At 70.3% G+C, this 13,256-nt stretch carries 10 protein-coding genes and 1 pseudogene; 4 read left to right on the top strand and 7 right to left on the bottom strand.

Going from position 1 to position 13,256, the window contains the following annotated elements:
* Positions 1 to 206: 206 nt before the first annotated feature.
* The 3 genes and pseudogenes from ACGFNN_RS08300 to ACGFNN_RS08290 form a co-directional block, all read right to left on the bottom strand.
* The gene (locus ACGFNN_RS08300) at positions 207 to 437 is read right to left on the bottom strand and encodes a hypothetical protein (protein ID WP_393554042.1); all 231 of its coding nucleotides are present in this window, start codon (positions 435 to 437) and stop codon (positions 207 to 209) included.
* A gap of 887 nt (positions 438 to 1,324) precedes the next feature.
* Positions 1,325 to 2,185, bottom strand: a pseudogene (locus ACGFNN_RS08295) (IS5 family transposase).
* Between the two features lie 9 nt (positions 2,186 to 2,194).
* Positions 2,195 to 3,253, bottom strand: coding sequence for a LacI family DNA-binding transcriptional regulator (locus tag ACGFNN_RS08290; protein WP_393554021.1), 1,059 nt, complete (start codon positions 3,251 to 3,253; stop codon positions 2,195 to 2,197).
* Positions 3,254 to 3,480: 227 nt separating this feature from the next.
* Between ACGFNN_RS08290 and ACGFNN_RS08285 the strand changes: the two genes are divergently transcribed.
* Genes ACGFNN_RS08285 through add form a run of 3 tightly spaced genes read left to right on the top strand, consistent with a single transcriptional unit; the run spans position 3,481 to position 7,793 of the window.
* A complete protein-coding gene (locus tag ACGFNN_RS08285; protein WP_393554019.1) occupies positions 3,481 to 4,932 on the top strand; it encodes a purine-cytosine permease family protein in 1,452 nt (483 codons plus the stop codon).
* Positions 4,933 to 4,979: 47 nt separating this feature from the next.
* Positions 4,980 to 6,755: an adenine deaminase C-terminal domain-containing protein gene (locus ACGFNN_RS08280; protein WP_393554018.1), complete on the top strand. Its 1,776-nt coding sequence runs from the start codon at positions 4,980 to 4,982 to the stop codon at positions 6,753 to 6,755.
* A 24-nt stretch (positions 6,756 to 6,779) separates the two neighbouring features.
* Positions 6,780 to 7,793, top strand: coding sequence for an adenosine deaminase (gene add / locus ACGFNN_RS08275; RefSeq protein WP_393554017.1), 1,014 nt, complete (start codon positions 6,780 to 6,782; stop codon positions 7,791 to 7,793).
* A 197-nt stretch (positions 7,794 to 7,990) separates the two neighbouring features.
* Here add and ACGFNN_RS08270 read toward each other — a convergent pair whose 3' ends face one another.
* From ACGFNN_RS08270 to ACGFNN_RS08255, 4 genes are all read right to left on the bottom strand, one after another.
* Positions 7,991 to 8,569, bottom strand: a complete 579-nt coding sequence (locus tag ACGFNN_RS08270) for a GrpB family protein (protein ID WP_393554016.1) — start codon at positions 8,567 to 8,569, stop codon at positions 7,991 to 7,993.
* A gap of 130 nt (positions 8,570 to 8,699) precedes the next feature.
* Positions 8,700 to 9,485 (bottom strand): DeoR/GlpR family DNA-binding transcription regulator, encoded by a 786-nt coding sequence (locus ACGFNN_RS08265; RefSeq protein WP_393554015.1) that lies wholly within the window; start codon positions 9,483 to 9,485, stop codon positions 8,700 to 8,702.
* The gene (gene pdxA / locus ACGFNN_RS08260; RefSeq protein ID WP_393554013.1) at positions 9,482 to 10,534 is read right to left on the bottom strand and encodes a 4-hydroxythreonine-4-phosphate dehydrogenase PdxA; all 1,053 of its coding nucleotides are present in this window, start codon (positions 10,532 to 10,534) and stop codon (positions 9,482 to 9,484) included. Before pdxA ends, ACGFNN_RS08265 begins: the two co-directional genes overlap by 4 nt.
* Positions 10,534 to 11,895, bottom strand: coding sequence for a four-carbon acid sugar kinase family protein (locus ACGFNN_RS08255; protein WP_393554012.1), 1,362 nt, complete (start codon positions 11,893 to 11,895; stop codon positions 10,534 to 10,536). The genes pdxA and ACGFNN_RS08255 overlap by 1 nt, the downstream gene beginning before the upstream one ends.
* Before the next feature lie 285 nt (positions 11,896 to 12,180).
* Between ACGFNN_RS08255 and ACGFNN_RS08250 the strand changes: the two genes are divergently transcribed.
* Positions 12,181 to 13,176 carry an aldo/keto reductase gene (locus ACGFNN_RS08250; RefSeq protein ID WP_393554011.1) on the top strand — a complete coding sequence of 332 codons (996 nt, stop codon included), beginning with the start codon at positions 12,181 to 12,183 and terminating at the stop codon, positions 13,174 to 13,176.
* Positions 13,177 to 13,256: the final 80 nt, after the last annotated feature.

Below are 13,256 nucleotides of genomic sequence, written 5' to 3'. Positions count from 1 at the left end.
ACCGCCCGCTTCCGCACGCCGACCGACATCGCGAGATTCCTCGACCTCGACAAAAGCAAGATCAAACCGACGTGTTGATTCCCGGCAAGCCCTTACAGCGCCTAACAGAATGAGGTGACGCTGCTCTCGCTCAGGGCTTCGGCGTAGTTGCGTGACGTCCGGTTTGCGATCACCCGAGTCCGAGGATTGCGAGGGGCCGTCGGGGGTCACGAGCGTGGTGCCGGAGGCCGGCCGCGATGTCGCCGTCGATGCGGGCCGGCAGTCGGCGGACCGTGGTCTCGGCGGGCAGGGACCGCCCGGGCGCAAGCGGGTCGGGACGGGCGCCGACCCGTTCCAGCACATGTGCAGGGGCATCGGCGATCCACTTGCAGCGAGGTCGCTCCGGCCAGCACCGCGCACGCGGTGAGCGCGAGCACGACGGACAGCCGGTGGGGCACCCCGCGCGGATCACGCGGATCCGGCACCTCGGCCGGCCTCTCCAGCAGCGCCGTCGCGAGGTGGCCGATCTGCTGCCGCACCCGGGAGTGCCGCGGGCGGGGGACCCTGTGCACGCTGGGGCGGTACGGCGGATCACCCGGCAGTACCGCGCCAGTCTTGGTGGGCCAGGCGAATTGGTCGCTCGGGCGGTGTTGGTGCTGTGCTCCAGCGGTGGAGGCCCGCCGCACACCGATCGAGTGAGTCCGGGAGGACCGCAGCCGGTCACCCGGGGGGCACGGGCCGCAACGCGTCGAGCGTGAGCAGCGCGTAGCGGCGCCACATCTTCGGGTCGGAGGTGCCCAGTTGGTGCAGTGCGAGGGTGAAGCCCCGGGCCATGACTTGGAAGTCCGTCGCGGTGGCGTCCTCCCTCAGGGTGCCCTGCTGGCGGGAGCGCGAAGGAGCTGTTTTTTTCCGACAGGCTCCGACAGGTACAAGATCAAGTGCACCATGTCCGTTGCTGCCTACTTTGGGGCAGATCCCCGCAGGATGGCCGACACCATCGACGGAGTGCTCAGCGCAGGAGACCGTACGGGACCTCCCATCCCCTTCGACCACGACTTCCACTACGCGCGTACAGTCGTCGACTACTACCGCGGGAAAGCAGGCGACCCACAAGGACCAGGAACCGGGGAACCGAAAGAGCTCTTCAGCGCGGGCACCATCAGTCTCAGCTGGGACCAGGTGCGCAGTGGGGACACAGGTGAGGTGATTGAAGAGCCTCGCTCATGTAGCCCCCATGATCCGCCAGTGCGACGTTGCCTCAGAGAACCCGCCTCGACCAGCGTGGCGGGTCTGCGACGCGAGTACGGGATGGTCTTCAAGATCACTATGCCCGTCACGAACTACTTCACCGTCTGGAAGTAGCCAGATCGGTCTCACGGGCCGGCATCGGCCCTCGCAGTGAGCCGATCTGTCGATGGGCGATGAGGCAGCAGGCGAGTTCGAGGAAGGCTTCGTGGATGTCGGCTCGGCGTTCCCAGCGGATGCGGAGGCGTTTGAAGCCGTGGAGCCAAGCGGTTGGGTCGGCGTTCGACGACCCAGCGGTAAGTGCCCAGCCCTGTGCCGTGGAGGGTGCCACGGCGGGCGATGGCCGGCACGATGCGGCGTTGCCGGACCTGGTCGCGGTAGACATCGTGGTCGTACCCGCGGTCGTCGAAGAGTGAATCCGGCCTACGTCGCGGATGCCCGACCCGGCCCCTGATAGTTGGGATGGCGTCGCTCAGGGGCAGGAGCTGGTTGACGTCGTTGCGGTTGCCGCCCGTGAGGATCACGGCGAGCGGTGTGCCGTGTCCGTCGGTGATCAGGTGGTGTTTCGATCCGGTTCGGCCGCGATCGACCGGACTCGGTCCCGTCCGGCTCCCCCTTTTATGGCCCGCACGCGGCTGGAGACGACCACCGCACGCGACCGGTCGAGACGGGCCGCCGCGTTGAGTTCGGCCAGCAGTACTTCGTGCAGTTGCTGCCAGATGCCGGCCTCGTTCCAGTCCCGCGGTCGCCGCCAGCAGGTCATGCCAGAACCGAAGCCCAACTCCTGCGGCGGGTACTCCCACTGGATGCCGGTGTGCAGAACGAACATGATTCCGCGCAGCACCTGCCGGTCCGGCAGTGGCTTGCGTCCAGGATGCCGAAACCGACGTTCCTCGCACGGCAGCAGGGGCTCGATCCGCTGCCACAGGTCATCCGACACGATCCACGGCGAAGTCCCCATTCCATCGGGTCAGTCCCCCCTGCGCCGCGTCGAGTCCCGCTCCAGCAGGGTCGCCTGCACCAGCCGGTACCGCGGGCCGGAGTCCGCCTGCTGCGGCTCCTGGATGAGGTCTATGAGCAGTTCGGCGGCTTGCTTGCCGATCTCCTCAGGGGCCAGATCGAGCGCCGTCAGCGCCGGACGCGCACTGCGGGCGAACTCGCCGTCCGCGCCGACCACGATCTGTACGTCCTGCGGTACGCGCAGGCCGAGTTCGCGGCAGACGGCGAGCGTGGCGAAGCCGAACTTCTCCATGACGACGTAGAGCGCGTCGGGGCGGTCCGGCCGGTTCAGCAGCCTTCGCGCCGCGTCCGTGGAGTCGGTGCCGGGTTCGGCCCGGTCCAGCAGGACGGGGCTCCCGGTGCGTTCGCACCAGTCACGGTAGGCGCGGGCCGCGTCCTCGTCGTAGGACTGGCCCGTCGAACCGGTGAGGAGGCCGACACGTCGTGCGCCGGTCGAGGCCAGATGCTCGAACGCCGCGAGGGCGCAGGTGGACAACTCGTTGTCGACCCAGGAGAAGGCGTCCTTCCGGGACAGATCTCGCCCGGTGGTGACGATCGGTACCCCCAGGCCGGAGAGCCTGGTCAGCAGGGGGTCGTCGGTGAGCGGGTCGATGACGATCGTGCCGTCCAGCGGGAGCGAGTCGAAGGGGCGGCCGTCCAGCGAGGGCGGGACGAGGACCAGGGAGTAGTCGTGAGCCATCGCCGTCCAGGTGGCGGCGTTCACGATCTTGACGAAGTACTCGATGTCGGTCACACCGCCTTCGACGGCGGTGCGGTGGGTCAGTCCGAGCAGACCGGTGCGGGCACCTCGCAGTCCGCGCGCGTTGGGGTTGGCGCGGTAGCCGATCTCCGCGGCGACGGTGAGAACGCGTTCACGGGTCTCGGCACCGACCCGGCCCACCCCGTTCAGCGCGTGGGAGGCGGTGGTGACCGAGACGCCCGCCCTACGGGCCACTTCACGCAGGCCGCCGCCCTTCGACGCGCCCCCTCGTCCCGTGCCGCTCCGCTTCGGCTGTGTGACATCTGGCATGACGGCGAGCTTACCGGTTGACTGCCAAAACGTTTAGGCATTACCTTCCGAAGCGTTGCCAAAACGTTTGGGCAACGTGCCGACGATCGCACCCGGGCTCTCCCGGACGCGCTCCGGCTCTCCCGCGCACACCGCCGTGCGCCTCCGGCTCGCCCGGAACCCTCCCCGTACATCGCGTCCCGTCCCTCCAGGCCGGGTCGCCGGTCCGCAAAGGACTCCCGCCGACCATGGCCGAGGCCACCACCACCGCCCCGCCCGGATCCACCACCGATCCCGCCGCGCCCACGTCCGTCTTCACGGTCGAGCAGCGCGGCATCGACGCCGTTCCCGCAGCGGAACGCCAGGGTGGCCCAGGCCGCCTGTTCGGCCTGTGGGCCGGCACCAACACCACCGTCTTCACCGTCGTGTACGGCGCGCTGGTCGTGTCCTTCGGCCTCTCGTTCTGGTACGCGGTCGCGCTGATCGTCGTCGGCAACGTGCTGGGCTTCACGGTCACCGGCCTGACAAGCCTCCAGGGACCGCGCACCGGCACCTCCACGCACTCCGTCTCGCGCGCCGCGTTCGGCCCGCGTGGCGGGAAGCTGCCCGCCCTGCTCAGCTGGGTGATGCTCGTCGGCTTCGAGGCGGGCGGCATGGTGCTGATCGTCCTCGCCGGGCTCGCGCTGCTCGACCAGGCCGGGATCACCACGGGCACCCCGGTGAAACTCCTCGTCATCGCGGTCGCGGCCGGGTTGCAGATGCTGCTGCCGCTGTCCGGCTACCACCTGATCATGAAGGTGCAGAAGTACTTCGCCTGGATCTTCGCGGCGATGTTCACCGTCATGGCGTTCCTGGTCGCGCCGAAGGCTGACTTCACGGCCCACGGCGCCGCACCGTCGCTCGTGACGATCTCCCTGGTCCTGGCGATGGTGACCGCGTCGGGCGGCCTCTCGTGGGCGGACATGGGAAGTGACTACTCGCGCTACCTGCCGGAGGACTCCGCGCCGCGCAAGGTCTTCGCGTGTGCCGCGCTCGGCGGCATGGTGCCCAACATCCTGCTGCAGATCCTCGGCGCCGCCGTCGCCACGGCCACCACGAACGCGGCCGACCCGATCTCGGGCCTGCCGGAGATCCTTCCCGGCTGGTTCATCACCCCGTACCTGCTGCTCGCGATCGTCTCCCTGCTCGCGGTCAACACCACCGACATGTACTCCTCCGGCCTCAATCTGCTGGCCGTCGGCATCCCGATCAAGCGCTGGATGGTCGTCTTCATCGACCTGACCCTGTGCACGGCGATCACCCTGTGGGCCGTGTTCTCCGCCGACTTCTACACCCTGCTGTCGAACTTCCTCAGCCTGATCGTCCTCTGGCTGGGCCCGTGGGCAGCCGTGTACCTCACCGACTGGTGGCTGCGTCGAGGGCGCTACGACGTGCCCTCGCTCTTCCCCCGCGAGACCGGCCGTGACGGCATCTACTGGCACAAGGGCGGTGTCCGCCCGGCCGGACTGACCGCGGTGCTGCTGGGCTTCGTCGCCGCCGTCCTGTGGGTCGACTCGACCGTGTTCGTCGGCCCCCTGTCGAAGGCGGCGGACGGCCTGGACCTCTCCGTCTTCGCCGGAGCCCTGGTCGCCGGCGTCGTCTACTGGCTGCTGGCCCGCCGCACCGTCCGGGCCGAGGCCGAACTCACCCACTCCGCCTGATCCTCGCCTTCCCTCTCCACCCTTCGTACGCGCTCTGGAGCCGACCCATGAACCACCCCAGCCTCCGCACCCTGATCGACGCCTCCGAGGGCGTGGTGAAGGCCGACCGGATCATCAAGGGCGGACAGCTCGTCAACGTCTGCACCGGAGAGATCTACCCGGCCGACGTCGCCATCACCGGTGACCGCGTCGCCGCCACCGGTGATGTCAGCGCGTACGAGGGTCCGGAGACCGAGATCGTCGACGCCACCGGCAAGTACCTGACGCCTGGCCTCATCGACGGTCACCTGCACCTGGAGTGCTCGAAGCTGTCGGTGACGATGTTCGCCGACGCCGCGGTCCGCTTCGGCACGACCTCGGTCGTCTCCGGGCTGGACCAGTTCCTCGTCGTCGCCGGGCCCGAGGGGGTACGCGAAGCGCTGCGCGAGGCCGACAACGGCCCCATGAAGATCTTCTGGGGCGCACCGTTCAAGACGCCGTACACCCTCCCCGAAACGACGGTCGGCTTCCGCTTCGGTCCCGAGGACCACGCAGAGGCGCAGGCCGCGGCGGACTGCTTCGGTGTATGGGAGACCGTCGCCGAGTTCGTCCTCAACCGCGACGAGAAGGTGCTCCAGGCGCTCGAGCTCGCGCACCGCAACCGGCTGCCGATCTTCGGCTGCGCCCCCATGGCCGCGCAGACCACCATCAACGCGCTGTCCGCGGCGGGCGTCCGTCTCGACCATGAGAGCTACACCGCCGAGGAGGCCCTGGAGAAGCTGCGGGCCGGTATGTCGCTGCTGATCCGTGAGTCCTCGGTGGCGCACTTCATGAACGAGAACGTGCGCACCATCACGGAGTTCGGCGCCCAGTCCCGCCGCGTCGGTCTCTGCACCGACGACATGCACGTCGCGGACATCCTGCGCGAGGGACATCTCGACAAGCTCGTCCGGATGGCGATCAAGGCGGGCGTGAAGCCGGTCGAGGCCATCCAGATGGCCACGCTGAACTGCGCGGAGATGTACCGCATCGACCACCTCGTCGGCTCGATCACACCCGGCCGCTACGCCGACGTCCTGATCGTCGACTCGCCCGAGTCGTTCCAGGTGGAGCGGGTGTTCTCACGCGGCGAGCTGGTCGCGGAGAACGGTCGTACGCTGCGCACCCCGCAGCCGCCCGAGCGGACCCCCGCCCTCTCCCCCGCCTTCCGGGTGGCCCCGGTGGCCGCCGACGGCATCGGCGTGACCGCCGAGGGTGCCTCGGCCGAGGTCCTCGTCGTCGAGATGGACCGTACGGTGCCGTTCGTGCGCAAGGGCGTCCCCATGACGCTGCCCGTCGAGAACGGCACGGTCCAGGCCGACCTCGCGCAGGACGCCCTGTACGTCACGGTCTCCGAGCGGTACGGCAAGAACGCCGGCGCTACGGTCACGGCGATGATCAACGGATTCGGTCTGCGTTCGGGCGCCATCGCCTCCTCCGCCGCACCCGACGACAACAACATCATCTGCGTCGGCGCGGACCGGGCGGACATGGCGCTCGCCATCAACCACATCTCCGAGCACGGGGGCGGCCAGATCGTCGTCGACGGCGGTGAGATCAAGGAGTTCCTGCCGCTGCCGGTCGCCGGCATCGTCGCCGACCTGGTGCCCGAGGAGATGGCCGAGGCCGAGGACCGCCTGGAGGCCGCCTCCCGTGCACTCGGCTGCGAACTGCCCTCCGCCTTCGGCTTCCTGATCTTCCTGGAGATCACGGCCATCCCCGAGTACGCCGTCACCGACCTCGGCGTCGTGAACTACCACACCCAGGACGTCGTCGACATCCTGCAGCCTGCCGCCACCAACTGATCGCCTTCAGCGAGGAGTTCACTCATGACTGTCGACACCTTCATCAGCGGGCTGCCCAAGGCCGAGCTGCACCTGCACATCGAGGGCACACTCGAGCCCGAGCTGAAGTTCGCCCTGGCACGCCGCAACGGCATCGACCTGCCGTACGCGGACGAGGCCGCACTGCGTGCCGCGTACGACTTCGACGACCTGCCCGGTTTCCTCGGGGTGTACTACGAGGGCATGACCGTCCTCCGCACCGAGCAGGACTTCTACGACCTCGCGGCGGCCTACGCGGCCAAGGCGCACTCCCAGAACATCCGTTACGCGGAGATCTTCTTCGACCCCCAGGCCCACACCGGGCGCGGTGTCGCCTTCGACACCGTGCTCCGCGGCCTCACGCGCGCGCTCGACGACGCCGAGCGTGAGACCGGCTTCCGAGGCCGCCTGGTGATGTGCTTCCTGCGGGACTTCCAGGCCGAGTTCGCCATGGCGACTCTGGTTCAGGCGCTCCCGTACAAGGAGTGGATCATCGGGGTGGGCCTCGACTCGGACGAGGCGGGCAACCCTCCGCTGAAGTTCGCGGAGGTCTTCGCGCGGGCTCGCGCCGAGGGTTTCCGGCTGACCATGCACTGCGACGTCGACCAGCGGAACTCCACCGAGCACATCCGTCAGGTCGTCGAGGAGATCGGCGTCGACCGCATCGACCACGGCGTCAACGCGCTGGAGGACCCCGCGCTCATCGCGGCGATCCTCGAGCGGGGGCTCGGCCTGACGGTGTGTCCGATCTCCAACGCCCATGTCACGGACGGCCTGAAGGCCGAGGAGATCCGCGCCCTGCTCGACCGGGGTGTGAAGGTCACGGTGAACTCCGACGACCCGGCGTACTTCCCGGGCTATGTGAACGAGAACCTGGCCGTCCTGCGTGAGCCCGCCGCACTCACCGACGAGGACCTGCTGCGGCTTCAGCGCAACGCCATCGAGATCTCGTGGGCGGCGCCCGCGGTGCGCGAGGAGTTCCTCGCCGAGCTGGCGGCGTACGAGTCCGCGGGGCACTGAGCCGACGCGCACTCCGTCCCGCCCCCGGCCCCTCGCTGCGGGGCGGGACGGTCCTCGCCGTGGCAGGAACGGCCACCGCGTGATCTCCGCCTTCGACAGCGGAGATCAGCGAAGGGCGTCCCCGGCTGCCCGTCGGCGTCCCACCCGGGACAGGGCCGGCGGACTTCCGGGGCTCACGCGATCGCCCGCCGGCTCGATCACGCCTCCGGGAATCCGTTCCAGCCGGTCTCGACGGCCCATCGTTCGGCACCGGCCATCAGCACCTCCGTGGCGGGAGCCTTGATCTGCCCGTAGTCCGACAGATCCGGCACGCTCGAAGCCAACCGCTGCTTGAACGCCCCCCAGGCGTCGCGTGCGACGGCGTCCGCGCGCAGGTAGTCCCGGAACAGCAGGGTGAAGCGGACGTTGGGGCCGGCTGCCACCCGAAGATGCACGTTGCACGAGCGCGCGCCGACCGGCGGCGCGAAGACCAGTTTGTGACACCGCAGGCCTGCGCAGACCTCGACACGATTCCACGGCTCGGGGCGGCACCGGAACCCGATCCCCGCGAGGAGCGGTACGTCCCGTGCCTCGTCGATCGACCTCATCCTCACCTGCACATCGATGCAGTCCTTGGCCGGCAGGCCCGGCACCGAGGTCGATCCCACGTGATCGACTCCGAGCGCGCGGTCGCCCAAGGCCTCACGCAGCACCTCGGCGATCAACTCGAACTCCGCGGGCCACCGGGGCTGGTACTCCACCACGGAAACCTGGGCGTGCTCATCGGGAAACGGCATGCCGCCGTACGTTACCCCGGTTCGGACAGGCCGTCCCTCGGCTCGGCGGGCCCGCGCCCGGTTTCGGTCACCGGCCGGAGAGGCGTCCTGTCCTGCGGTCCACCACTTGCCGTGGTCGTCAGAGGCTCGGTCAGTCCACCGCCGGCTCCGCGAGCAGCACCTCCACGTCTCGTGCGCGCAGGGCGTCCAGCTGGGCCGGATCCGCCGCGGTGTCGGTGACGAGGGTCCAGCCGGGCTGCCAGGGTGCCCAGGCGTGGAAGGGTGCGGCGCCGATCTTCGCCGCGTGGGCCAGGACGTACACCCGGTGCGAGCGGCGCGCCATCAGTTCCTTGAGCCTGATCTGCTCGGCGTCGGCCTCGCAGATCCCGAATTCGGGCGAGACGCCGTCGGTGCCCAGGAACACCGCGTCGAACGTCATGCGTTCCAGAGCGGCTTCCGCCAGTGGGCCGACGAAGGCATGGCTCAGCGGCCGGTAGTGGCCACCCAGGCAGGTGAGGTGAACACCGTCGGCGCCGGTGAGTTCGAGTACCGCGGACAGGCTGGGCGTCGTGACACTCACTCCTTCCACCGCGCCGCTCAGGGCTCGGGCGAGCGCGGCCACCGTGGAGCCCGCGTCGAGCAGAATCGCCGCGCTCGGAGCGATGCGGGTGGCCGCGAGCGCCGCGATGGCCCGCTTGGCCTTGGTGGCTTCACCGGTGCGCCGGTGCAGGGGTGTCTCCGCGGGTGCGGTCAGTGCCATTGCGCCGCCGTAGGTCCGGGCGAGGCGCCCGTCGGCGGTGAGGAGGGCGAGGTCCCGGCGGATGGTGGACGGGCTCACCACGAAGTGGGCGCTGAGTTCGTCCACTCCGGCGAGGCCGGTGTCCTGGGCCAGCGCCACGATACTTTCGCGCCGGGCGCGGGCCGCCGCACTGGTCATCGTTGCCTTTCGGTGGCGAGGGCGACCGCCTGGCGGAGCGCCTCGACCATGCTGCCGCCCCGGGCCGTGCCGGTTCCGGCGATGTCGAAGGCGGTGCCGTGGTCGACCGAGGTGCGGATGACGGGGAGTCCGACGGTGACGTTGACACCGTTCTCGATGCCGAGGACCTTGACCGGGGCATGGCCCTGGTCGTGGTACATCGCCACGACCAGATCGTAGTCCCCGCGGGCGGCCAGGAAGAACGCGGTGTCCGCGGGGAGCGGGCCCCGGGCGTCGATCCCGTCGGCGCGCAGTGCCGCCAGGGCAGGAATGATCTTGGTCTCCTCCTCGCCGTTCCCGAAGAGGCCGTTCTCACCGGCATGCGGGTTGATGCCACAGACGCCGATGACGGGCTCGGGGGTCCCGGCCCGCACCAGGGCTTCGTGCCCACGGCGCACGGTGCGCTCGACGAGGGGCGGGTCGATGCGGTTCACCGCGTCGATGAGGCCGAGGTGAGTGGTGACGTGAATGACGTTCAGGTCCGGTGTCGTGAGCATCATCGACACCTCGTCAACGCCCGTCAGCCGCGCGAGCAGTTCTGTGTGTCCGGCGTACTCGTGGCCGGCGAGGCGCAGGGCCTCCTTGTTGAGGGGGGCCGTGCAGATCGCGTCGACGTCGCCGCGCACGGCGAGCCGCGCGGCCTCCTCGACGTAACGGTAGGCGGCCTCACCCGCGTCGGAGGAGAGCACACCCCACGGCAGGTCGGCGGGGAGCAGGCCGAGATCGATGACGTTGACGCGGCCCGGGGTCCATTCGGCGTCCTCGGGTCCGGTGACGGTAGCCACGGTGTCGCCGCTTCCGACCAGGGCGGCGGCCTTCCGCAGCCTCCGGGCGTCGCCGATCACCAGGGGGCGGCAGTTCTCGGCGGTGCCGGGATCTCCGAGTGCCGCCATGACGACCTCGGGCCCCACGCCGGCGCCGTCCCCCATGGTGACCGCGACGACGGGCCGGTGGTCCTGGGCCGGGGCGGCCGTCCGGGCACGGTCCGGGCTGTGCAGGGGCGCGTTCATCACGGTCCTCCGTCGGATGGGGTGTGGATGCCTGCGGTAGTGGGATCTGTCGTGCCGCCGTGGGTGTGTCGGGTGGTGTCGGGACGCAGGGCCTCGACCATGCGGACGAGGGAGTCCGGGCCGCCGAAGCTGCCCGGGCGGGTGACGACCCTGCGTCCGGCGGGGGTGCGGCAGAGAACCGCGCCGTGGTGCACCTCCCGGACGGGCAGCAGCGTGGTGACGGCGAGCGCGTTCAGGAGGGCCCGGGCGGTCTCGCCGCCGGTGAGCACGAGATCGGCGTCCTGGGGCAGTCGGCCGACGACGGTGTGACAGAGGGCGTGGACGAGCCGGGGCGCTGCCGAGGCGTCGATCGTGCCCGTGGAATCGATGCTGAACACCGTGACCGGGAAACGGCGTCGGACGGTGCCGGCACCGGTGTGCCGGAGTGACGCCCGGGCGTAGGGGACTGTCCTGGCTCGGGTTCGGTCCTCGGCGTCCGGGGCGGCCTGCTCTTCGCCGCGGGGGTGGGCGAGCAGGGCATCCGCGGAAAGGGCGATGTGCTGAGCACCGCACGCGGTCAACTGCGCGATCTGCGCAGCGGCACCCGGGTGTGCGGTGCCGACGACGACCACGACCCGGCGGGGGACGCCCGGATCCGGTGGGCCTGGATCGGAGCGGCTACACCCTGCGACGGACCGCCGTCCGAGAGCTGCGACGATGCCACCGGAGCCGATGGTCCGCACCGTGCGGGGCAGTCGGAGCAGGACGGCGGCGAGGGCGTCGAGGTCGGCGTCGGTCTCCGCGTCGCACACCAGGGAGGTTCCGGCGGCGAGCCCGGATCGGAGCCGGTGTTCCAGGCGGGGAGCTCCGGCCCGTACCTCCTCCAGGGGTACGACCGCGGTTCGGAGGGCCCCGAGCGCTTCGCCCACCGACCGTGGCGGCGCTTCCGGCTCGGCCTTCCAGGCGTCGGTGAGGTGCAGGGGTACTCCGTGCAGGCGGACGACTCCGTCGCGGACCGTGCGGCCGAGTGCGGGCAGCGCGGGTACCACCAGGATCCCTCCCGCCCCGTCGGCGAACGCCGCTGCCTCCGGGGCGAAGTGACCCCGGAGAGTCGAGTCCGCCTTCTTCACCAGCAGGGCACCGTCCGTCTCGTGGAGGCGTACGGCGCGCGCCACGATCCGTGCGGCTGCGCGGGCGCTGCTGCGCCGGGAGTCGAGGTCGAGGACCCTGGTCGTGCCGACCGGTCCTGGGGTTCCCGGGTCAAGATCGACGGATTGGCAGCGCGGCAGTGCGGCGGCGCACTCCACCGCACCGGAGAGGTCGTCCGCCAGCACGACGAGAGGCGGACAGCGGTGCGCGTCATCGGTCCTTTCGAGCGGCATGGGGCGACTCCCTCTCTCCCTGGTCCCGGGGGCCGATTCCATGGCTCGGGGAGCCCGGCTCCACTGCGGAGCCGGCCGGAGGACCGCCGCCGGCCGCACGCGGGCGCGGTCCGGCGGCGCCCCTTCGGCGGTCCGGGCCGTCCGCCGGCCCAGCATGGCAGGCTTGCGCATTTCGCGCGAGACCTCTTGCGCGAACTACGCAGAACTGCCACCGTCGTGCACGCCCCGAGGGCCGGAGTGCCGGGTGGGTGCGGCACGATCGCCGCCTCCGTGGAAGGAATCCGCATGGTCACCGCTCGTGACGTCCATCTCCCCGGCATCTCCCTCCCGTTGTCCCCGTTGGTGCTCGGCACCATGACGTTCGGCGACACCGTCGACCGGGCGGGCGCGGCCGACATGCTCGACATGGCTCTCGACTCGGGCATCACGGGGGTGGACACGGCCAACGTCTATGCCGACGGAGAGACGGAGCGCATCCTCGGCGGGCTGCTGCCTTCACGACGCGACCGGTTGGTACTGGCCACCAAGGCGGGCATCCCGCATCAGGACCAGGAGGGGCACGCCCCGCTGTCGCGTGCGGGGCTGCGAGCCGCTCTGGAAGGCAGCCTGAAGAGGCTCGGCACCGACCACGTCGACATCTTCTATCTGCACCAGCCCGACCACGAGACACCGGCGGCCGAAACCATGGAGGCCGTCGCGGAGCTGGCTTCCGAGGGCCGCATCCGTGCGCTGGGCGTCTCCAACTTCCCGTCGTGGCGAGTGGCCGAACTCATGCGGCTCGCCGACGAGATGGAAACGCCACGGCCGGTGGTCGCGCAGCAGCTGCACAATCTGCTGGCGCGTCGCATCGAGGAGGAGTTCGTCGAGTACGCCGCCCACCCCGCAGCTCGCGGGCTGCGCGTGATGGCTTTCAACGCGCTGGCCGGGGGCCTCCTGACGGGGCGTTACTCAGGGCTGGAGGAGCCCGGCGTGGGCCGGTTCTCCACCTCCCGTCTCTCCGGCGCCTACCACGACCGGTACTGGAACGACGGGCTGTTCGCCGCGGTGGCCCGGTTGGCGGAGGTGGCAGAGCAGTCCGGGATCGCGCTCGCCTCCCTGGCCCTGCGCTGGCTCCTTCACCGGGAATCGAACGACGCCGTACTGATCGGCGCGTCGAGCACGGCCCAACTGCGCGCCAACCTGGCCTCGGCCGCGGCAGGGCGGCTCCCCGGCGACGTGCTCGCCGCGTGCGAGGAGGTGGGCACAGGGCTGCGTGGGCCCATGCCCGCGTACCACCGCTGACTTGATCTTCGACCTCGGCGCCGCGCCTCTCGGCGTGCCGGCCGGAGGCCTCATGCCTGACGTACTCGCGCTTTCGGCCG

It is taken from the genome of Streptomyces sp. NPDC048590 (genome assembly GCF_043199535.1).
In the GTDB taxonomy this organism is placed as follows: domain Bacteria; phylum Actinomycetota; class Actinomycetes; order Streptomycetales; family Streptomycetaceae; genus Streptomyces.
This window is presented reverse-complemented; position numbering and strand designations above follow the sequence as displayed.